Below are 21,604 nucleotides of genomic sequence, written 5' to 3'. Positions count from 1 at the left end.
GTTCCCGCCTGGGTGCCCGATGATCTGCTCACGTCCGTAGTCATCGGCGAAGGTCTCGATGTTGTCCGGATGCCGGGCGCGGTCGGCCGACGGGTGATCACGGCGCTTGGGAACGAGTGTGGGATGGTCCTGGCCAACCGCCTGGCGGACAGCACCGACTTCCTGGTCGAATCCGGGGCGCTGACTCCCGGCTGGCGCGGCTACGGTGCGCGGCTGCTCCGTGCCGACACCCGCCTGAGCGTGCCGCCCGCCGACGTGCGGTCGGGCCGGGACACGCACTGGGCTGTCCCGCCGAGGCGGTTGGTGGCCACGTCCGCCAGAGCCCTGCTCACAGCGCTCGGCGCGCCGCCTCCGCCCTGAGGCGACCGGCCCGACTCCTACCCCACCCGGCTGGTTGACGCCTCGCTCGGTATCAGCGAGTGCCGCTGTCGAGAACCGCCACGTCATGCCCGACTTTCACGCGCTCGAAGGACCCGATCCATGACACTGACCACTTCGCGCACAGCCACACGGCACCTGCGTCATACGCCCGGCCCCCGGGTGACGTCGGTGCCCGGGCTCGCCCTGATGGTGCCGCCCGCTGAGGTGATCCGCCGGTGGCACCGACAAAGCGTCGGTGTATCGCTGCGCTGCGCGACGTCTGGTGGCGGCACGACCCGCCGCAGCTCCGGCGGGTCGGCGCGGGGTTTCACGGGAATCGGCGGACCGGCCTCACACGGGACGTTCAGCGGCGTCGGTCCAGTAGTCGGCGAGCATTTCGCCCGGCCAAGCCGGTTCCCTCACCTGTCCGCGGGGACCCATGGCTTGGAAGTACGGCGCGATGTCGATGATCGGCGTCCCGTCGACGGCGTCGAGGTCCGTGACGTGCAGGTCCAGGCCGTCGACGCGCACCAGGCGCGGGTAGGAGACCGCGAGGCGGTTCGGCCTCCTGTGGTTCCTGTGCGCGAACGTTCCGGTGGCCGGCCAGCGGGGGTTGCCGCGTGGGCTGCGGGCATGGAGTTCGACATCGTCGGGCGACCCGAGGTGGAAGTGCCAGGTGACGGTCAGGTGGCTGAACTCCTCGAGGCCCTGCACCGCGTCGAGAGGGTAGTCGGGGTTGAGGCGGATCACGGCTCGGACGCCGCCCTGATAGTCGTCGGCCGGCTCGCGGTGGCCACCCACGACGATGGCGACCGGCGTGACCAAGATCGGTTCTGGCATGGCGGCTTCCTGTCTCCCGAGATTGGAACGGCGCGAACCGGCGTCACGGCACGACGGGCGCGCGGTGGGCCGACGCGGTCAGCCTACGGCCTGCAGGAATTCGCGGGCACGCTGGTCGAGGCCGGCGGCAGGGCCCTTGCCCCGGGTTCGGATCGGGGACAGGGTGCTGCGCATCCGGGTCACGGTGTCGTGGGTGCGGCCGGACTGGATGCCGGCCATGGCGTCGAGTGCCCGGTGCCAGGTGTCACAGGCCGCGTCGACGTGGCCGCGACGGGCCTGGACATCGCCCAGGTATCCGAGGGTGACGGCGTGGGTGCGGACGAGGTGCGCGGGTCGGGTGCGGACGCTGCGTTCGAACTCCGCTTCGGCGCCAGGGAGGTCGTCGAGGTCCCTCAGCGTGCAGGCGGCTTCGTGGGCGAGGCTTCCCTCGGTGAAGAAGTGCACCCGGGTCGGCTCCGGGCTGTCGGCCGGGGTGCCGGCGCCGCGCAGGTCGTCCTCGGCGCGCAGCAGGGCGGCCAACGCCTCGTGCTTGCGGCCGGCGGCGGCCAGGGCGCGGGCGTGAACGACACCGAAGAGGGCCTTCTCTCGGTGGCTCGCGGCGCCGTAACGGGATCCGGCCATGGAGGCCTCGGCGTATTCCAAGGCCCGGCCGGGGTGCCCAAGGTCGACGGCCTGATGGGCCGCGGCGCGCAGGACGTGTCCGGCCAGCGCGCCGTCGCCAGCCTCGGCGGAAAGAGCGAGGGCGAGACGGAAGTTGGCCTGGGCGCGCCCGTGGGCGCCCGAGTCGAAGTCCATCCAGCCGGCCACGTAGACGGCCTCACCGGCTGCGGAGACGAGTGCGCGCCTGGTCTGCTCGTCCGGGCAGCGTCCAGCCAGACAGTCGGCGACGTCGGTACGCAGGTAGGCGGCCAGGGCGGCGCGTCCGGCACGGCCGCCCAGACGCTGGTCGCGGTTGGAGAACCAGCTCGTGGCCTCGCGCAGCGCGTCGACGTGGACGCGGGTGACAGTCAGCGTGGACAGCGGTGGGCGGTCGCGGGCGATCCGCAGCCGCTGGTCCCACCACTGCTCGGACGGGAGCGCGGTCCCGAGGACCGAGTAGAGGGAGCTGCCCAGCAGCTCCCGGCGGTTCATCATCTCGCTGCCCCCGTGATCCGCCAGAGCGGAGAGTGTGTCGACGTCCCATCCGGGCACCCCGTCGGTCTCGTCGCGGGCCGGTGTAAGCCCGATCTGCGACAGGGTGACCGCGCGTCCCAGCCCCCGGGACAGCGTCTCGCACAAGACAGCCGGGGCGCGACCCGAGGGCCGTACCCCTCGCAGCCACTGGGAGACGTGCGAGCGGGTCACCGGCAGGAGCTCGTTGGCGCCTTGCTCCGCAGCCACTCGCCTCAGACGAGAGGCCAGCCGGTCCTGGGACCAGCCCAGTTCCCTGACCACGGCCTCCAGTCGGGTGTTGCGGGTCGGCGCCACGATGCGCTCCCTGTCCTCGAAACGATCTTTAGCGGCGTTAGCGGTACTCGCACCAGCCAAGGGATTCCCATGAGTGGTGACAAGCGGTTCGCTCAACGTCATGACGATAGAGCCCAACGACGCAGCCCACAGACGGTTTCACCGAGAATTCGCGTCCGCCTGAGCCATCGGGTAGCGCCTGTCACTCGCCGGCACCAGGGCGTGCCTCGAGGGTGGGTCCGAGCGCCGAGGAATGACGCTCGTGCCCTCGTCCATCCACGAGAGCGCCTTGGCGGAACCGGAGGTTCGACCAGGCGCACCGAAGCGGCCGGGCGGCTTTCGCAGCCGCAGAGTCTCGCAGGCCCGCGACCACCGCACATCCGACCAACGCCCGCCGCCTACCGCAGCGCGGCCCCGTTCCTGCGACCGCCCGGTTCCCAGGCCCACTGCCCCGGAAGGACCCGACACATGTCACCGACCATCTTGCTCACACGGCGCGCCTTCGTGGCTTCCGTCGTCGCGCCGGGCATCGGGCACCGGTCATGACGGGTCTCCTGGTGCCTGTCGCCCTGGGGGGTGCTTCGACGGCCGGGTTCTGCCTGGCTGCCGTGCGGGTGCGCCGTCTGAGGCGCCGTGTGGCTGACCGGGACCGGACCATCGCCGAATTCGAGCGGGCCGTCGAGGAGCTGGCCGCGACGTGGGCGCCGTCGTCGCTGGCGTCGGACTGGGCCCCCTCCTCCCTCCTAACGATGCCGGTGGGACCCGGGCTGGAGGGCACGGCTTTCCACGAGCACCTCGTCCTGCTGCTCGGGGAGTTCGCCAAGGCGCTGCTCCGCGCCGAGGACGAGAGCCGTCGGGCGGCCGACGCGCACGCCAGGAATACCACGGCCGCGGCGGTCACGTCGGTGGCCGCGAGCGTGGTGAGTCTCGGTACCGAGGTGAGTCAGCTGATCGGCGAGGCGATGCGCCGCCATGCCGGCGACGAGGTGTACGCGACACTGAGCGGTCTGGACCACGCCGTTCAGCAGTTGCTGCGCCAGGGACAGAGCTTCCTCGTGGTCTACGGCGGTGTGCCGGGCCGCCGGTGGCCGCCGCAGCCGCTGACCGACGTGGTGCGCGGCGCCATCGGCCGGGTCCGCGACTTCGAGCGCGTCCGGTACCAGGAACTCTCCTACCAGCTGACCGGCCGCGCGGTGGAGCCCGTCGTCCACGCGATCGCCACCCTGCTGGACAACGCGCTGCGCTACTCGCCCCCCAACGCCGTCGTGGAGGTCGGCTTCCTGACAGGCCACCACGGCGTGAGCGTGGTCATCGACGACGCCGGTATGCGGATGAGTCCCGAGCAGCTGGCCCAGGCCAACTCGCTCCTGGCCGGCCACCGGGTGGTGGACGTGAACCGGCTCGGACCGGCCCCCGCCATCGGCCTGCCCGCCGTCGCCGCGCTCGCCGCCCGGTATGGCTTCAACGCCTTCGTGGACGCCCCGAACATCCACGGAGGAACCCGGGCGATCGTCTTCCTGCCCCACCACCTTCTGGCCGCGCCCGCGACCGTTGCGCCCGTCCCCGAGGCCCAGGGCGTACCGCGGATACCGGTCCCCGCGGCCACGGACGGCGGCCTGCCCCGGCGGACCCGGCGCGAGCCGTCCCCGCTTCCCCCGAAGCCGACGGCCGGCGCCCTGAGCTCGACGCCGCCGACCGCCGCTCCCATCGCCGCCTGGGCCGCCACCAGGCGCAGCCGCGCCGGATCGCCCGAATCCCTGGAAGGAACCGCACGATGACCAGCACCCACCCGAACCCCGCCCCCTCCACCGACTGGATGCTGCAAAACGTCGTCGCCCTGGCCGGGGTGCGGCACGCCGTCGTCGCCTCCGACGACGGACTGCTGAAGGCCTGCGCCGGCGCCATCTCGAGGGACGACGCGGACCGGCTGGCGGCCTCCGTCTGCGGCATCCTGTCCACCGCGCGCGCCCTGGCCCCGTTCTGCGGCGACGACACCAACGCGCTGCGCCAGTGCGTCCAGGAGTTCGACCAGGGGATGATCTTCATCGCCGCGGCCGGGGAGAACACCCTCCTCGCGGTGGCCACCGACGCGCTCGTCGACGCCGCCCTGGTCGCGCACCGCATGACGGACCTGTCGGCCCGGCTGAGCGCGCAGCTGTCCACGGGGCTGCGCACGGCCGGTCCCGAGGGCGGCGTTAGGCCGTGAACGGGCCGAGCGACGCGGGCCTGGTGCGCGCGTACGTGATGGCGGGAGGACGGGCGAGCGCCTCACGCCGGCTCGATCTCACCTCCCTCGTGGTCGCGGCCACCGGAACCCAGCCGGACCTGGGTCCCGAACATCGCCGGATCATGGCGCTGTTCGGGACCCGGGGCGCACTGTCCGTCGCCGAGGTCTCCGCCCACCTCCAACTGCCGCCCTCACTCGTCAAGATCCTCGTGGCCGACCTCATGGACCTCGGCTGCCTCGCGACGCCCACGGCCCATCACGGTCCCCCCACCGACGTCCTTAAGGAGGTGCTCAATGGACTGCGCAAGCTCGTCGCCTGAGGGCGTCTCCTTCGTGCCCGGCGGTGTCGTCCAGTCCGTCAAGATCCTCGTCGCGGGCCACTTCGGGGCCGGGAAGACCACCCTGGTGGGCGCCGTCTCCGAGATCCCCCCGCTGCGCACCGAGGAGCCGATCACCGAGGCCAGCGTCGGCGTCGACGACCTGGCCGGGCTGCCCGGCAAGCACTCCACCACCGTGGCACTGGACTTCGGCCGCCGCACGTTCGAGAGCGTCGCCCTGTACCTGTTCGGCACCCCGGGCCAGCAGCGGTTCGCGCGAGTGTGGGACGACCTCGCCCGCGGCGCGCTCGGCGCGCTGGTCCTGGTCGACACCCGCCGCCTGGACGCCTCGGACAAGATCCTGTCCGCCATCGAGGAGCGCGGCCTGCCCTACGCCGTCGCCGTGAACCAGTTCGACGGCGCCCCGCGCCACCGCCTCGAAGAGGTCCGGGAGGCCCTGGACCTCGCGCCCGCGACCCCGCTGGTGATCTGCGACGCCCGCGACACGGCCTCCTGCGTCCACGCCCTGATCACGCTCGTCACCCACCTGTCCCAGCAGCCGGGAGCCCTTCAGTGACCACCGCCCCGTACCCGCCGACCGGATCCCCGGCCGACCAGGCACCCGTGCCCCTCTACACGGAGGAGTTCGCCGCGGCCCCCCACGCCGCCTTCGCGTGGATGCGCCAGCGGTTCGGTGCGCTGGTCCCGGTCGAGTTGCACCCCGGCGTCCCAGCGACGCTGGTGATCGGCTACCACACCGCCCTGCGGATCCTCCACGACCCGGTCCGCTTCCCGGCTGACCCGCGAACCTGGCAGACCACCGTGCCCGCCGACTGCCCGATCCTGCCGATGACCGGCTGGCGGCCCAACGCGCTGCGCAACTCCGGCCCGGCCCATGAGCGCTACCGCTCCGCGAACTTCGCGGCCCTGGACGCCGTCGACCTCCACCAGCTGCGCTCCACGGTCCAGCGGTCGGCCGGCGCCCTGATCACCGGCCTGGCCGGGCATGGCTCGGCCGACCTGGTCGGCCAGTACGCCCTGCCGCTCGCCTTCCAGGTCCTCAACTCCCTGCTGGGATGCCCGCCGCGGATCAGCGCCCAGGTCGCGGACGGCATGGCCAAGGTGTTCGACAGCGAGCAGGACGCCAAGCGCGGCGAGATGATGATCTCCCAGGCCCTCGCCGCGCTGGTCACCCTTAAACGCGCCGAACCGGGCGACGACATCACCTCCCGTCTGATCGCCCACCACACCCGCCTGACCGACGACGAGCTGGTCCACCAGCTCGTCACCCTCTACGGCGCCGGCATCGAGCCGCAGACCCACCTCATCGCCAACGCCCTGCGCCTGATCCTGACCGACGAGCGGTTCGCGGGAAGCGTGATCGGCGGCAGCCTCACAGTCCGCGACGCGCTCGAGGAGGTCCTGCACCGCAACCCGCCCCTCGCCCAGTACTGCCTCTCCTACCCACCGCTGCCGGTCGTGATCGACGGGGTGCTCCTGCCGGCCCACCAGCCGGTGATCATCGGCCTGGCCGCGTGCAACGACGATCCCGCCGTGGCCGGGGGACAGCGGGCCGGAAACCGCTCCCACCTCGCGTTCAGCGCCGGACCCCACGCCTGCCCCGCCCGGACCCCGGCCTACGTGATCGCCCAGAGCGCCGTCGAACTCCTCATCGACGCCCTGCCCGAGATGCGCCTCGCCGTCCCTACCGACCAGCTCCGCTGGCGGCCCGGCCCCTTCCATCGCGCCCTGGCATCCCTGCCCGTCCAGTTCCCCGCCTCCGTACCGGTCCGCTGACCCGACCACCGAAGGACCCACCGTGAAGCCCCTCGTCCTCGACCCCACCGGCCGCGACCGCGACGCCGAGACCGCCCGCCTCAACACCGCCACCGCCACCCCCGTCGACATCCTCGGCGTCCAGGCCTGGGCCGTCTCCGACCCGGCCGTCCTCACATCCCTGCTCACCGACCCCCGCGTCTCCAAGGACGCCCGCCGCCACTGGCCGCGGTTCGAGGAGACGGCCGCCACCTGGCCGCTCAGCCTCTGGATCGCGGTGGAGAACATGTTCACCGCCCACAGCACCGACCACCGGCGCCTGCGCCGCCTGGTCAGCGGCGCCTTCACCGCCCGCCGCGTCCACGCCCTCCAGCCCCGAGTCGACGAGCTGACCGGCGCCCTCCTCGACGACCTCACCACCACACCCGCGGGCGAACCGGCCGACCTGCGCGAGCGCCTCGCCTACCCGCTGCCCATCCAGGTGATCAGCCACCTCCTGGGACTGTCCGCCGAACTCACCGACGGCATCGACTTCCGCCAGATCGTCGACGGAGTCTTCGACACCACCCTCACCACCGAACAGGCCCACGCCAACACCGGCGCGCTGTACGCGATCCTCGATGAGCTCATCGCCTCCAAGCGCACCACGCCCGGCGACGACCTGACCTCGCTGCTCATCGACGCCCGCGACACCGAAGGCGACGGCGGCTCCCTGACCGAGCAGGAACTGCGCGACACCCTCCTGCTCGTCATATCCGCCGGCTACGAGACCACCGTCAACCTCATCGACAACGCCCTCACCGCCCTGCTCACCGACCCCGACCAGCTCGCACACGTCTGGGCCGGCCGTACCACCTGGGGCGACGTCGTCGAGGAGAGCCTGCGCCACAGCGCTCCGATCGCCCACCTGCCACTGCGCTACGCCGTCGAGGACATCGAACTGCCGGACGGCACGACGATCCCCACGGGCCAGGCGATCCTCGCCTCCTACGCGGCCGCCGGCCGCCACCCGAGCCTGCACCGCGAGGACGCGGACGCCTTCGACGCCCGGCGGGCCAACAAGGAACACCTGGCGTTCGGGCACGGCGTCCACTTCTGCCTGGGAGCGCCGCTGGCTCGGATGGAGGCCGAGAGCGTCCTGAGCCAGTTCTTCGACCGCTTCCCCGACGCCGCCCTCGCCCCCGGCACCCGGCCGGAGCCGCTGGAGTCCCTGATCTCCAACGGCCACCAGGCGCTGCCCGTCCACCTCGCGCCCGCCACGTAGACACACCACCGTCCGGAGACCTGCCGTGCCCTCTGACCCGTCCCAGCCGCCACAACACCGTCCGCTGCTCGCGGCGGCGGGCTGCGCGCTCGCCGCGACGACCGTCGCGGTGGTGGTGGTGTTCGTTCCGCGACTGCGGCACGTGACCGGTGTACCGGGATGGCAGGCCGCTCTGCTCGTCGTGTTCGTCGCGGCGTCGGCAGCCGGCGCTGCGGCCGCCGACTGGGCGCGACCGTACATCCGTACCGAGGCGCCGAGGTGGCGCTCCCCTTCCCCGGGCGGGCTGCCCGGGGCCCATGGCGGCCGCCCGGGTCAGGGCCGCACCATCACACGTGAACGAGCCCGGCGGTCGCGGAGCCGTCGGGCCGGTTCTCCCCGCCCCGCCACCCGGCGCCCCGCCCCCACGGGCGCCGGAGCCTCGCCCCTGCCCCTCACCACCTCTCCCGGAGGCCCGATGCCGCACCTCACCGACCCGAACCCCACCGCCCCGGTCGTCGCCGTCCTCATCGGGCACACCGGCAGCGCGCAGACCACCACCGAGGTCCTCGCCCACGGCGGGTTCGTGTGCACGACCACCTACCCGGACGGAAGCTGGGTCGCCGTCCACGGCCCCGGCCACCCCGAACCGGCCGTCCTCGCGGAGCGCACCCTGCCGCGGGGGACGCGACTGGCGAGCCTCGTTCACATCGACGGGAAACCCGTCCCGTCGCAGGACCGGGTCCTCGGCGCGTGGACGGTGCGCGCCTGCGAGGCGGGCCCGTGGGCGGTCATCACCCGCACGCCCTCCAGCGAGAGCGGCCTGCCCCAGGTCCGGCTCACCGCCCCCGCCATGTCGGCCCCGGGGGAGGTCGTGCCCTGCCGACACAAGCCCGCCTGCCCCGACCACTGCGCGACGGACGCCCCGGCGGCCATCGCCGTAACCTCCCACGCCGCACAGGGCTGGAGCCTGCTGTGCAACGGCACACTGGCCTTCGACGACACAAAAGCACTGCTGCCCGACGGCCGGATCATCGAACCCGCCGCCCCTGGCAGCTCGGAGCGTGCCGCGTGAACGCCAGAAGCGGCCCCACCGCCGTACAGCGCCCGGCCGGCCGCGCACCGGCGCCACGAACGGCCGGCGTCGTGCGGGTGCGCGAACCGGAGACCGCCACGCGCGGTATCGCCGCGCCGTGGGAACGGCAGACGCTCGGCCCGACGACGCGGAAGCTGATCAGCCCCGACGGCGCCGCGTCGGCCCGGGTCTCCAGCGCCCTCCTCGGCGGCAAGGACCACTGGACCGCCGACCGGGCAGCGGCGGGCCGGCTCTGCGACGCCGCCCCCGACTGGGCACAGAACGGCGCGGCCGCGCGGCTGGCCGTGCTCGCCATGGCGGCCGCGGCCGCCGCCCACGGGATCGACCAGTTCACCGACCTCGGCTGCGGCCTGACCACCGGGCCGGCCGGCACCGCCCTCGCACCTCTGCACACCGCCGTCCTCACCGCGTGTCCGGCCGCGAACGTCGTCTACGTGGACCGGGACCCGATGGCCATGGCCCACGTCCGGGCCCTGCTACGCCCGAACGCGCCCACCACCGTCCGGCACGTGCACGCGGACCTGACCGCCCCCGCCCCGCTCCTGGCAGCGCTCCGCGACGAAGCGGGCCCGCGGCGGAAACGCCCGGTGGCCGCGGTGCTGTCCGACGTACTCCACGAGCTGACGGACGACCAGGCCCACCGACTGCTGGAGGCCCTGCGCGCGACCCTGCCGGCCGGCAGCGTGCTGCTGCTCACCCACCGTGCCCCCGGCGACCGCGGCACCGGCGCGACGGTGGCCGACGCCCACGCCCAGTCCGCGCTCGCCTGGCATCCCCGCGACGCCGGCCAGGTCGCGGCCCTGGCCGCCGGATGGCAGCCCCTGCCCTGGGCACCCACCGGCCAGATCGCGGGCTTCACGACGCTGACCGTCGCCCCCGGGCGGTGGGCGGCATGAGCGGCACCGCCACCGCGACGAGCACCACCGCGGCCGCTCCCACGGCGGCACGCCGAGGCTTGGACCAGGCGGTTCCGGCCATCACACGCTGGAGCGGCGAACTCGTCGACCACAGCCTGGTTGTCGACCATGGCCCGGACGGCGCCCGGATCGCCTACGACCGGGAGACACCGGCCGACCGCGTACACGGTGTCCTCGTCCTGCGCTGCACCGGCCGACAGGGCCTGGGCGAACCCCTATGGGAGGCCGTGCACTTCGGTCGGCAGGCACGCCAGATGGACAGCCTGCTGTGCCGGGTGTGCGAGCGGCCGGCCGACCGGACCGACGAGGGAACGCTGTGGCTCCTGCCGCGCCCCACGACGCCGGGCGGACAGCCGCGCACCCTTCAGCCCGGCTGGCCGGAGGGCGCAGTGACCGAACACCCGCCGATCTGCGCCCCGCACGCCCTCTCCTCCCCGCGCCGCTGTCCGGCCCTGCGCGGCGCCAGGCTCGTACGGTCCTTCGAAACGCGGCCGTTCGGCGTGGCGGGTCTGGCGTTCGACCTGTGCGGCGACCGGCCCGACCACCCCGTCCGTGGCCAGTTCGCCATGGAATCCCCGGACCTGCACCGCGTGGCAGCGACACACCTGCTGCGGACCCTGGCCGGCTGCAGCACCGTCAGTGAGCGGCTGCTGAAGGCCGACCTCGCCCGCCGGGGGAAGGGCCGTTGATCTCCGCACGCACCGCGACCGGCGCCCGACCCGTGTCGGCGAACGGACACACGAAGAGCCCGCGCGCCGCCCGGCACGCGGCCCGCGCCGACCGCCCGTCCAGGGCGCTCGCGCGGCGACGCGCCAGCGACCAGACACCTAACGCCGGGCCCCGGACCGCCCCGCCGCACCTTGATGGAGAGGACACATGACGGACATCTCGCAGGACACCCGCCGTCGCCTGGGTGCTCTCCTGCTCGGCGCCCATCTGCGCCATCTGCGCGAGTGCCAGAACCTGACGCCCGCCGACGTCGCCGCCCGCGTTCCCGGCCCGCACCGCCTGGACGCCGACGGTGTCAGCGACGTGGAAGCCGGCCGCACCCCGGTGCCTGGATCCGCCCGACTGGGTCGTCTCGGGTCCGTACTGCGGGCCTGCGGCGCCGGCCGGATCGCGCTCGCCGACTACCACCGGGTCGTCGCGGCCTGCCTGCGCGAAGGCCTCGGCCCGGTCCTGACCGACGACGCGCTCGCCTGGCCGCACCGCTACCAGGTCCTGGAGCAGGGCGCCGCCCGCGTGCTGCTGACCGCCTTCGCCAACCTGCCGGGCCCGCTGCGCACCGCACAGACGTGGGCCGCGATGTGGATGGAGGGAGACTGTGCGGATCCCGTGCCACGAGAGGGGACCTCCCCGGTGCTCGCGATGGTGCCTGCGGCGGGCTGTGAGGTGTGCGTGGCGTACCGGGCCGATCTGCTCGCGCAACCGGGCACGGCCGCCCGGTGGCAGCGGGCGGTCGCCGAGGCGCGGGCCGACACGTTCGACAAGCGCATCCGGCGCGAGGACGGCCCGGAGACGATCCTGCTCCTCGACGAGGGAGTCCTCCACCGCCGTGGCGGCAGCGCGCGTGCGCACGCCGCCCAGATGGGCCACCTCGCCGACCTGACCCGCCACACCCGGCTGCTGGTGCGGGTGGTGCCGTTCAACAGCGGAGCGATGCTGCGCGGCGAGAAGGCCGAACTCGACCTCGGCGGCGGAAGGACCGTGACCGCGTCACTCGGCGACGCGGGCGTCTCCTACCGCGACGGTCCACACCCCGGCCTGCGCTTCGCGTTGGAGAGATCCCTCGACCCGGATGTGAGCGGCGATCTGCTGGACAAGGCCGCGGCCGGCACCCTGCGCCTGCCCCGCCGGGGCTGGTAGCCGGCCAACAGCCGGGACCGCTGAACGACCCGGCGGGCCGACACGCGACCAAGGGCCACAGCGACCACGACCCGGTCGGTGACCCTCTCCCGGCCCCGAAACCACCCATGGAAGGACAACAGCTCGTGCGCCGCAGCACCGCCGGCCTGGAGCCGGTACCGCTCACCCCGCGAGACGATCACGAGATCCGGCGGGAGCTGACCGGACGGGACCTGGCCGACTGGCACGAACCTAGGTGTCCGGACGGCCACGCGCGTGTGCTGGACCCCGCATTCGGCCAGGCCGCGTCCGCCCTACCGGTCGCAGAGCGGGTCATGGCCGTACAGCGGGTCACCGGTGTTCCGGTGGCACTGCTGGACACCCGCCAGGATCCGCTGCGCATCAGTGCCGAGAGCGACCTGATCGACGCCGTCCTGCGATTCACCGGCAGTCGCACCAGCTACCCGCACGGCGTGGCCGTCTCGGTACACCTTCCGTTGTCCTTCCCGGACCCTGATCCCCAGAACGCGGCGGACACCCTGACGGCGATCGATGCGTGCGGGCTGTTCGAGGCCGGTGTGCTCGTCGTCGACGGTGCCCGCGTGCGCGCGACGGGCTACCGGACGGTCGCCCGAGAACCGGTGCGTTCCTGGACGGCGCGGTCGGGAGGGTGGTGCGTCACCGTCCACGGCATCCCGGCCGGCGGGAGCGCTGTCCGGCTCCTGGGCGCGCAGGGCCCGCCGGTTCCCGGCCACCTCAGCACCGCCGGGGCCGTCTGACCCCGACGCTCGTCGCCCGTGCTTTCCGCCCGTCGCCCACTTCGCCCCTGTCGAGGAACCACCCATGCCCTCCTCCCACCCCCGTGGCCCTGTCCCGGAGCTTTTCCTGGCCCCGCCGTTGAGGGTGCCACTGCTGTACGGAGCACGCGGCCCGCACCACCTGACGCGCCGGATCGGCGAGGACGGCACCACGGCCGTCCGTGTCGGCTATGACGGCGGAATCGACCTGTGGCTGCTGCCCGCGCGGACAGCGGCGCACACGGTCGCCCGTACCGTCCTCGGTCCCGGGGCGGCCGAGGGCCCGGTCGTCTTCCTGCGCGTCGACGGCCACCACCACGCGGCGTCGCAGTACGCCGCGGGTGACGCCCGTGCCCGCGTCGTCCACCTCAAGGACGCGGTCCTCGTCCTGGCGACACGGACGGCGCTCACCGGGCCCGTACCGCGCGTGTGGCTGGACACCATCGCGGAGGCCGCCGTGCCCTCCGCCCCGGACGGCTCCTTCCACGCCGCCGACGAGGACAGCCCGCTCTGCACCGCGCGCGAAACCCCCTGCCGGACGGGCGACGTGCCGCTCCCGGCCACCGGGGGAGCGCGGTGAGCCCGGCACCGGCGCCACCGCCGCTGCCGGCCGACGGCGCCTCGCGGGCGTGGGTCCGCCGGTTCGCCGGGCCCCTACCGCTGGAGGAGGTCGCCCACGCGGTCGGCTGCTCCGTCGGTGAGGCCGGGCGCGCCCTGACCGAGCTGACCGCCGCCGCCGGGGCCCGTGACCGGACGGCGCTGGTGGCGCGCTACGCGCTCGCCGGGCACCTCGCACGGCGGGACTTCGGGGCGGCCGCGACGGACCCCGGCTCGGACGCGATGGACCGGCTCATCCTGCGGATGCTCGCGCGCGGCCTGAGCGAGACCACGATCGCCGACGAGGTCGGCGTCACCCGGCTGACGGCGGCCCGCTACCAGGCCGCGGCCGTGGCGCGGATGGGCTGCACCGAGGTCCACCAGGCGGTGGGCCTGGCCTGCCTGACCGAACTCGTACGGACCTCCGACCTGGGACTCCCGGCGGACGCCGCGTCCGGTCCGCCGGCGGACGGGGACGAGCTTCTCCTCGCCCTGCTGCCGCCTGTGCGGCTGGCGTTGATGTCCGGGCGGGCCATGGCCGTGGCACCGCGCCGCGAGCAGCCGGCGCTCGCGGCCCTCCTCGCCCGAAGCGAGGCCGGCCCCGACGGCCGGATCCTCGTCGTCGCGCGGCCCGGCGTCCACTGGTGCCAGAGCGTCGAGGCGCTCGCCGCCGGCCGCGGCGGCCACGGCGAGGTAGCGGCGGTCCTGACCCGCGACGAGGCCGACCACCCCGCCGTCCGGACCCCGCCGGGCGTCCCGGTCGCCACCCACCCGGCCCACCTGAAGCGCCTGGTCGGGTCGACGCTGCCCGCCACCGTCATCGTGTCCCCAGGCGGCCTCGCAGTCGCCCGCGCGGCCTGGGACACAGCGCGTCACCAGCGCCCGTACGACCTGCTGGTGGCGCTCGACGCGCACCTGCCGGACATCGCCGCGAAGGCGGGCCGGTACGAGTGCAGTCCGCCGGCCCAGGCGACGGTGTGGCTGACGTCCACGCCCCGGCTCGTCTCGACCGACCGCACCCGTATCGAGGGAGCCGACCTCTACGCCACCGGCCCGATCACGGCCGCTCTGACGCCCCGCCAGGTCGCCGGGGCCGGGCGGATGCGCGAGCTGCGGATCGCGGCCGCCCCGTTGCCCGCCGCCACCGGCGCCCGCGGCCGCCTGGCCCGGCTCGTCCTGGACCTGGCCGCCGCCCACGACCGCACGTGCGCCGCCGTCCTGTGCTCCACCACCACCGAGGCACGCCGCCTGGAGCGCGAGATCACCGCCGCCGGGGACGGCGACGACGTGCTGGCCGTGGTCCTGCCCCTGCGCGGCGGGCAGGAGGAGGCGATGGCGCGGTTCACCGGCGGAAGCGAACGCCTGCGCGTGCTCCTGACGTGCGGGCCGCTGCCACCGGCCCTGGACCCGGACCTTCTCGTCCAGGCCACCGACCAGCATCCCGCCGCGCACACCGCCGCCAGCCTCGAAGCCGCGCTGACCCCCTCCGGTCCGGGAGTGGGGCCCCTGCTCGCTGTGGCCGCCGTCGACAGCCAGGACCGCGTGTGGACGGAACTGGCGGCCCTGGCCGGCGCCGCCGCGGCCCTGGACCCGGGACTGCGCGCCGCCCTGCGCGCCGCCCGCGACAGCCGGCCCGACGACGGCTGGGAGGCACTGGAGTTCGCCCTGCCCGGCCTGACGGCCGAAACCCGGCGGCGGGCCCGCGCGGTGTGCGCGTGGGCGCCCACGACGTGGGAGGAGGAGATGGTACGCACCCGCGACCGGGACGTGGCTCTCCACCACCGGGCCCGGCCCGCCACCGTCTCACCCAGCGGCCTGAGCCTGGGTACCTGGCTCGCCCGCCACCGCGCACCCGCCGCCACCGCCTTCCTGTCCGCGCTCCCTGCCCCCGGCCGTTCGCCCGTACCCGCCGCCCGACCCACTGGAAGCCGCACCGCATGACCACCACCACGACCTTCTCGACCGCGGCGCTCGCCGCCACCCTTACCTCGCCAATCGCCCCGGCCCGGTACCGCCTCGTCACCGAGACCGTGACCGCGCTGGCGCGCACCCTGGCGACCGACGAGGACTCGCTCGCCTGGGCCCGGCTCTTGTGCCGCCGCGGCTCCGAGGCGGACATCGCCCGCACCCACCACCTGCCCACCGACACCGTGCAACGGGCGGCCAGCGGACTGGCCCAGCGCTCCCACTGCGCCACACGCGCCCACGTCTGCGCGACCTACTACCTGGCCGGCCTCATCGGCCCCGTCGCCCCCACCGGCACACTGACCGGCCTGAGCGACCTGACCTGGACCGACCAGGTCCTCCTGCGCCTGACCGCCCGCCTCACCACGCCCGACCTCGCGGCCGAACTCGGCGTGACACCGGACACCGCACGCCGCCGCGTCGCCCGCCTGCTCGCCGCGCTGCACACCGACGCCACCCACCTCGCCGTCCTCGGCGCCGCCTCCACCGGCCTGGTGCGCCCCTTCGACGTACGCCCCGACACCCACCTGGCCCTACCCGCACCCGCCGTCGACGACTGGCTGCGCCCGGCCGCGCAAGCCCTGGCCGCGACGATGGCCACGGCCCCGCACCGGGCGGCCGGACAGATCCCGCGCGCCGAACAGGCCCAGGTGTCGATGGCCGCCACGCTCGTCCACCTCGGCCTCCACACCCGCGTCCTGGTGGTCGCCCCGCACGGGCCCGCCTGGGACACCGCGCTGGAGGTGTGGCGGGCGGCCCGCGCCCACGTCGGTCACGCGGTCGGCGTTCTCGCCCCCGGCCAGCTGGCGCACCATACGGCGCTGTCCGAGAACCGGCCGGTGGCGACATCCGCCCGCCACCTGCTCGACCTCGCCGGCACCCGCCAGCCCATTACCGTCGTCACCACACCCGAGGCCCTGCCCACCGTGGCCGCGACGCACCGCCTGGCCCCGGTCGCCAGCTGGGACCTGATCGTCACCCTCGACCCCCACCCCGCGGGCGCTGAACCTTCCCTACCCGCCGGAGCCCATCTCGCCCTGACCGCCACCGCGCCCACCGTCCCGCCGACCCCGCCCGGACCGCTCTCGGTGCTCCGCAGCACCGCCGACGCCGAACACGACGGCCGCCTACGCGGATTCCGGCTGCTGGTCACCGCGCCCGCGCCGGCCGCGCCCACTGGACGCGGTGCGATGGTGCCCCTGGCGCTCCTGCTCCACGACATCGCCCGCCGCCACGGACTGCGCCGCATCCAGGTGGCCTCCTCCTCCGCTCCTCAGAGCCGCCAACTCACCGCCGCCCTCGACCGGGCCACCGCCGCGCTCCCGGCCGGGAAACGCCCTCGCTCCCTGTGGACCAAGACCCTCACCCCACACACCACGCCCTCCCAAAGGCACGTGACGCTCGGCCACTTCGCCGACGGGAACGAGACCCTGCGCGTCCTCATCACCCGCGGGCCCGCACGTGCCACCGGCGCCGACGCCCTGCTCCTCCTCGACCCGCCCGACGCCCGGACCGCGGCCGAGATCATCGACTGGGCGCTGGATCCCCGCGGGCGCGACACAGGCCCTCCCCTCCTGGTGATCGCCGCGCTCACGCCCGACTACCAGGGACCGGAGGCCAGCGACCCGGTGACCGTTCTCACCCAGGCGGCCGCCCTCCTCGACCCCGGCCTGGCCGAACGCGCCACCGCGCACCCCATCGGCTCCGCGCGGGCGTGGCTTGAGATCGACCCACACCTGAGCGAGCGACACCACGAGCGAATCGCCGTCGCCGCGCACACCCTGGCCGTCACCGAGGAGCAGGCGTGACCATCCGAGAGGAGTTCGTCACCCAGGTACCAGGACGCTGCGTGTCCGCCGGGCAGGCCGTCACACGCCTGCGGCTGACCGCCCTGCGCACGACCCTGGGGAGCGGTTGGCCGGATCTCGCCGGGATGACGCGCCTGACACCCCGCCGTCTTGAGGACATCGAGAGCGGCCTCACCACGCCGACCGCAGGCCAACTCGGTTCCCTCCTCAACGCACTGGGTGCCCTCGGTGAGCTCGACGCGCTCACCGGGCTGTCCGCCGACGCCAGCGAGAGCGTCACCGACCGGTCCCGGGGCTGGGCCGCGCGCCTGGCCGGCGTGCTGGGCAGCGCCACGAGCTGGCGTTCCGCGTGCGGGGGAGCGGTCCCGCTCGGACTGCGCACCGCGCCGTTCCACGAGGCCTGCCTCCCAACGGCGTTCGACCAGTTCGCCCGGTCGGACCTGTCGGTGTTCGCCACCCTCGCCACCACGGTGCCCGGCCGCTGGACCGCGCCGCTGATTCTGCTGGACGAGGCGGCGCTGGAGCGGCCCGTGGGCGGGCCCGCGACGACGGCAGATCAGCTCGACCACCTCTTGGCCCTGCTGGGGAACCGGATGGTATCCGTCGCGGTCGTCTACTCCGAGGCGGCCCATCCCGGGCCCGCGCTCATCGAGATGAGGGCCCGCCACGTCGGGCCAATGGTGGTCGAAGTCACCCCGGATGGAGTCGTCTACCGCACCGGCCAGGCGGCGGCCGACGCCATCACCGTGATCGACTCCGTCAAGCACCGCGCCGGCTCCGTCACGACCGCACCGCAGCGTCTGCGGTCGGCGGCGCAGGCGATGCGCGCACGCACCCGCCCCCGACGCAAGTCCGCCACACCGGCCCGGGCGGGGGAAAGGCGATGACGCACGAGAGCACGTCGGCGGCTGCGGGCGCGAGTCACCCCCCGCGAGGACGGGCCGCTGAAACGAGGCAGGACGCCGAACACGTCACCACCGCGGCGCCGGTGATCGACGGCGACGCCGCCCTGGTCACTCTCCTCGCCTCCGGACTCGAGATCGCGGCGATCGCCGCCGAACACGACGTCACACCCGAGGAGGCCGAACAGGCCGTCACCGAACTCCGCGTCCGCGCCGGCGTGGCCTCCGGGCCCGCCCTTGTCGCGAAGCGCCTGCTCGACGCGACGGTGGACCAGGCGATGCTCACCGCCGTCCCTCGGCGCGCCGACGCCACGGACCTCCAGCTCGGCCTGCTGCGCCTGATCGCCGCCGGACACACCGTCGAACAGGCGGCCCAACTCACCGGAACCCACCCAGCCAGGGCCCGGGCCAGCGTCGCGGGACTGCTGAGCAAATGGCACACCACGCTGGAGGGCGCGGTGGCGGTCCTGGTCATCACCGGGCACATCAGCGCCGACCACCTGGCCGCCGCACCGCGTCCCGAAACGGAACACAGCCACGAGGTCCAAGCCGCACCGACCCCACCTGCCCATGACCCGGGCCACGAAGATCACAACAGGCAGGGCAGGGCCGGGGAGCGGGTACTGATGACCGGCGACCGCACGGTTCTGGACAGCCACGCCCGAGCGGCCCTTCGCGGAGCCCGCCGCGCGGTCCTGGTCCTTCAAGACGGCGACCTCGCGCAAGCACTCACCCACTGGCGCGCCGTCGCCGCCCCCTCCACCCGACTCCTCGGAATCCGGGGACCCGGCGAACGCACGGCCATCCACCGGCGCCCGCCCGGCGGCCCGATCGTCTCCCGCAGCACCGACCTGGCCCACCACCTACACATCCCCGGCGCCATGCTGCTGGTCGCGACCCTCGGCGGGGCACAAGTCCTCGCCGGCGCCTACCGCGACCACCACCTCCCCGCCTGGGACCTGCTCGTCGTCGAGAACGCCCTGGCCCTGGACGCCGCCCACGGCATCGGCGCAGACCTACTGTCCGACCACGCGATCCCGGCCGCGCGCCGGCTACTGCAGAGCTGCACCACACGCTTCGTCGACGGCACCGGCCGGACGTGGACCGCGCAGCCGGGCACCCGATTCGGCGAGGCGCACCGCCTCGGACCAGGCATCGGACGCTCCTACCGGCTGAAGATCACTCTGACCACCGCCGACAGGCCCGGAGCAGGCAGGACACCGCTCACCTGCGCCGTCGACCAACTGCTGGAAGCGGCCACCCGCCCGGACACGCGCCTCATCGCCGTGGCATGCCCTGACGAACGCCTGGCCCGCCGGCTCGCCCGCCACCTGGAGACACACCCGAACCCGGCCCCCGCCAGGGGACGCGCATGGGTGACCGCGAGCCTGACCCCGGACCAGAGCCGCGCGGCTCAGCGCGCAGTGCTAGAGCGACTGGGGCGCGGTGCCCATGGCGCCGTGGCCGTGACCGAACCCACGTCCGTTCCGTCAGGGACCGGCGCGCTCATGCTGCTCGCCGCCCACCAACAGCCGTGGCGGACCCTCGCATTCCTCGAACGCGCCCTCGCCGCGCCGTCGTCGACGCCGCTGCTCCTGATGACGGCACCGATCCAGCCGGGCGCCGGCCGGCGGTGGCGCCCGCCGGCCGCCCCCGCCGACGCGGTCGCCGTCGTGCGGGCCCTCGCCGCACTGGATTCCCACCTGCGTCACCGCCTCCGGACGGAACACGCGGGCGCCGGCGAAGGAAAGGACCCCTTTCACCCGGGAGGCGCACTCGACTGGGTCAACCTTCCGGGCGACCTGCCACGCGGTCTACGGCAAGAGATCGGAACGACCCTGCTGACCGCCGACCTGCCGAGGCAGCACCGCCCGCCCACCCCGGCACGCCCCAAAGCTCCGCCCGCGACACCCGCACCCAGGCCGCTGTCCCCGGTCGGGCGTCCGAGCGGCCCGGCAGCGGTCCTCGGCCGGGTCGTAGGCCTGCAACTGCGGCGCCTGCGCATCGACCACGGCCTCAGCCTCGCCAAGGTCAGCACCGCCACCGGCGTGGCCCTCAGCAGCCTCAGCCAGATCGAGCACGGCCAGCTCCGGCTCACCGAAACCCTCACCGACCGCCTCCTCACCCACTACAACGCCGACCCGCGCCACCGACAGGAACTGCTCACCCTGTGCCGCCAGAGCACCTCCCCGGCCGCCGGCGGCGCCATGCGCGACCGCGGGGCATGGCAGGAACGGCTGGCAACGGTGGCGGCCAGCGCCGGCCACCTGCGCATCGCGGCCACCCAGGCCCTGCCCCCGGCGGCCGCCCTCGACGACCGACACATCCATACCACCCATACCGTGCTCCTGGCCGAACACCTGCTACGCAGCCGCGCCGTCACTCCCGCCGGCAGGCTCGACCTCGCGCCGCTGACCCGCGTCGAGGCCTTCCACGTCCTTCCCTCCGGCGCCGACGAGCCGTCGCCGGTGGACGTCACGCAGTTCGACTTCCCCCAGTACGGGACCGGGCGCCTGTACGCGAGCGCCGACGCGCTCGGCGTCCTCTACCGCGCCGGGACGGCGGCCGACCACGACCTCGGCACCCTCCTGGACGCCGCCCAGGCCCGCGCCCTGAACCCCCAGGACAGTCACGCGCTGCTGCGCGCGGCCCTCGCCGGAACTCTCACCACACCCCTCTGACCGACCCGCACACCCCACCCACCGGGCCCACCCGCCCACAGGAAGGACCACCTGATGGCTCCGCGTATCGAGGACTACGCGCTGATCGGCAACATGCAGACCGCCGCCCTGACCGGCCGTACCGGCGCGATCGACTGGCTGTGCGCGCCCAGATTCGACTCACCCGCCGTGTTCGCCGCCCTGCTCGGCACCGACGACCACGGCTCCTGGCACCTCGCTCCCGTGAGCGCCGACAGCCCGCCCGCCCCGGCCGACCGGCGCCGCTACCGGGGCGACTCGCTGATCCTGGAGCAGGAGTGGGACACCCCGGGCGGGACCGTGCGGGTGATCGACTTCATGCCCACCGCCCCACGCGCCGGCGCCGACCCCGTGCCCCGGATCATCCGGATCGTCGAAGGTCTCACCGGCACCGTCCGGGTCCGCTCCACACTGCGCCCCCGATTCGGCTACGGCCGCACAACGCCCGCCATCACACTGGTGGAGCGCGGCGACGGCCGCCACCGCGCGGTCGCGGTCGCCGGACCCGACGCGCTGTGGCTCGACGGCCCCCGGCACGCCCCCGACACGGGCACCCTGAACGCCGACCTCACCGTCACCGCCGGCCAGCGCGTCGCCCTGGTCCTCACCTACCGCGAATCCCACCGCGGCTCCCCGCCCGTCATCGACGCCCACCGCGAACTCGACGCCACCGCGGGCTTCTGGCACGAGTGGGCCGACCAGTGCACCTACCAGGGCCCCTACCGGGAGGCGGTGATCCGCTCCCTGATCACCCTCAAGGGCCTCACCTACG

20 protein-coding genes are annotated in these 21,604 nt (G+C 74.3%); 18 read left to right on the top strand and 2 right to left on the bottom strand.

Going from position 1 to position 21,604, the window contains the following annotated elements:
• The first annotated feature begins 12 nt into the window (after positions 1-12).
• A complete protein-coding gene (locus ACFXHB_RS33270) occupies positions 13-360 on the top strand; it encodes a hypothetical protein (RefSeq protein ID WP_380578670.1) in 348 nt (115 codons plus the stop codon).
• Between the two features lie 351 nt (positions 361-711).
• On the opposite strand, the gene ACFXHB_RS33265 is transcribed toward ACFXHB_RS33270, so the two are convergent.
• Both ACFXHB_RS33265 and ACFXHB_RS33260 read right to left on the bottom strand, forming a co-directional pair.
• Positions 712-1,200 (bottom strand): SAM-dependent methyltransferase, encoded by a 489-nt coding sequence (locus tag ACFXHB_RS33265; RefSeq protein ID WP_380578668.1) that lies wholly within the window; start codon positions 1,198-1,200, stop codon positions 712-714.
• 78 nt (positions 1,201-1,278) lie between these two features.
• On the bottom strand, positions 1,279-2,667 hold the full coding sequence (locus ACFXHB_RS33260; protein WP_380578666.1) for a Tat pathway signal protein: 1,389 nt from the start codon (positions 2,665-2,667) through the stop codon (positions 1,279-1,281).
• A 614-nt stretch (positions 2,668-3,281) separates the two neighbouring features.
• On the opposite strand from ACFXHB_RS33260, the gene ACFXHB_RS33255 reads away from it, so the two are divergent.
• The 17 genes from ACFXHB_RS33255 to ACFXHB_RS33175 form a co-directional block, all read left to right on the top strand.
• Positions 3,282-4,424, top strand: coding sequence for a hypothetical protein (locus tag ACFXHB_RS33255; protein ID WP_380578664.1), 1,143 nt, complete (start codon positions 3,282-3,284; stop codon positions 4,422-4,424).
• Positions 4,421-4,852 carry a roadblock/LC7 domain-containing protein gene (locus tag ACFXHB_RS33250; protein WP_380578662.1) on the top strand — a complete coding sequence of 144 codons (432 nt, stop codon included), beginning with the start codon at positions 4,421-4,423 and terminating at the stop codon, positions 4,850-4,852. The genes ACFXHB_RS33255 and ACFXHB_RS33250 overlap by 4 nt, the downstream gene beginning before the upstream one ends.
• Positions 4,849-5,193: a DUF742 domain-containing protein gene (locus ACFXHB_RS33245; RefSeq protein WP_380578660.1), complete on the top strand. Its 345-nt coding sequence runs from the start codon at positions 4,849-4,851 to the stop codon at positions 5,191-5,193. The genes ACFXHB_RS33250 and ACFXHB_RS33245 overlap by 4 nt, the downstream gene beginning before the upstream one ends.
• Positions 5,168-5,767: an ATP/GTP-binding protein gene (locus tag ACFXHB_RS33240; protein ID WP_380578658.1), complete on the top strand. Its 600-nt coding sequence runs from the start codon at positions 5,168-5,170 to the stop codon at positions 5,765-5,767. The genes ACFXHB_RS33245 and ACFXHB_RS33240 overlap by 26 nt, the downstream gene beginning before the upstream one ends.
• Positions 5,764-6,987, top strand: coding sequence for a cytochrome P450 (locus ACFXHB_RS33235; protein ID WP_380578656.1), 1,224 nt, complete (start codon positions 5,764-5,766; stop codon positions 6,985-6,987). The genes ACFXHB_RS33240 and ACFXHB_RS33235 overlap by 4 nt, the downstream gene beginning before the upstream one ends.
• A gap of 22 nt (positions 6,988-7,009) precedes the next feature.
• Positions 7,010-8,230: a cytochrome P450 gene (locus ACFXHB_RS33230; RefSeq protein WP_380578654.1), complete on the top strand. Its 1,221-nt coding sequence runs from the start codon at positions 7,010-7,012 to the stop codon at positions 8,228-8,230.
• Between the two features lie 454 nt (positions 8,231-8,684).
• The gene (locus ACFXHB_RS33225) at positions 8,685-9,281 is read left to right on the top strand and encodes a DUF5999 family protein (protein WP_380578652.1); all 597 of its coding nucleotides are present in this window, start codon (positions 8,685-8,687) and stop codon (positions 9,279-9,281) included.
• Positions 9,278-10,198 (top strand): SAM-dependent methyltransferase, encoded by a 921-nt coding sequence (locus ACFXHB_RS33220; protein ID WP_380578651.1) that lies wholly within the window; start codon positions 9,278-9,280, stop codon positions 10,196-10,198. The genes ACFXHB_RS33225 and ACFXHB_RS33220 overlap by 4 nt, the downstream gene beginning before the upstream one ends.
• Positions 10,195-10,908 (top strand): hypothetical protein, encoded by a 714-nt coding sequence (locus ACFXHB_RS33215; RefSeq protein ID WP_380578649.1) that lies wholly within the window; start codon positions 10,195-10,197, stop codon positions 10,906-10,908. Before ACFXHB_RS33220 ends, ACFXHB_RS33215 begins: the two co-directional genes overlap by 4 nt.
• 187 nt (positions 10,909-11,095) lie before the next feature.
• On the top strand, positions 11,096-12,085 hold the full coding sequence (locus ACFXHB_RS33210) for a Scr1 family TA system antitoxin-like transcriptional regulator (RefSeq protein ID WP_380578647.1): 990 nt from the start codon (positions 11,096-11,098) through the stop codon (positions 12,083-12,085).
• Between the two features lie 125 nt (positions 12,086-12,210).
• On the top strand, positions 12,211-12,843 hold the full coding sequence (locus ACFXHB_RS33205; RefSeq protein WP_380578645.1) for a hypothetical protein: 633 nt from the start codon (positions 12,211-12,213) through the stop codon (positions 12,841-12,843).
• Positions 12,844-12,907: 64 nt separating this feature from the next.
• Positions 12,908-13,441 carry a hypothetical protein gene (locus ACFXHB_RS33200; protein WP_380578643.1) on the top strand — a complete coding sequence of 178 codons (534 nt, stop codon included), beginning with the start codon at positions 12,908-12,910 and terminating at the stop codon, positions 13,439-13,441.
• Positions 13,438-15,399, top strand: a complete 1,962-nt coding sequence (locus tag ACFXHB_RS33195; protein ID WP_380578641.1) for a hypothetical protein — start codon at positions 13,438-13,440, stop codon at positions 15,397-15,399. Before ACFXHB_RS33200 ends, ACFXHB_RS33195 begins: the two co-directional genes overlap by 4 nt.
• Entirely contained in the window at positions 15,396-17,231 is a 1,836-nt protein-coding gene (locus ACFXHB_RS33190) for a hypothetical protein (RefSeq protein WP_380578639.1), read from the top strand. Before ACFXHB_RS33195 ends, ACFXHB_RS33190 begins: the two co-directional genes overlap by 4 nt.
• On the top strand, positions 17,228-18,118 hold the full coding sequence (locus ACFXHB_RS33185; protein WP_380578637.1) for a Scr1 family TA system antitoxin-like transcriptional regulator: 891 nt from the start codon (positions 17,228-17,230) through the stop codon (positions 18,116-18,118). Before ACFXHB_RS33190 ends, ACFXHB_RS33185 begins: the two co-directional genes overlap by 4 nt.
• Positions 18,115-20,814, top strand: coding sequence for a helix-turn-helix domain-containing protein (locus tag ACFXHB_RS33180; RefSeq protein WP_380578635.1), 2,700 nt, complete (start codon positions 18,115-18,117; stop codon positions 20,812-20,814). Before ACFXHB_RS33185 ends, ACFXHB_RS33180 begins: the two co-directional genes overlap by 4 nt.
• A gap of 54 nt (positions 20,815-20,868) precedes the next feature.
• A partial coding sequence (locus ACFXHB_RS33175; protein ID WP_380578633.1) for a glycoside hydrolase family 15 protein occupies positions 20,869-21,604 on the top strand: 736 nt, incomplete at its 3' end.

Source organism: Kitasatospora sp. NPDC059327 (genome assembly GCF_042752535.1).
Classification (GTDB): domain Bacteria; phylum Actinomycetota; class Actinomycetes; order Streptomycetales; family Streptomycetaceae; genus Kitasatospora.
Note: the sequence above shows the minus strand (reverse complement) of the source record. Positions and strands in the feature narration are given on the sequence as shown.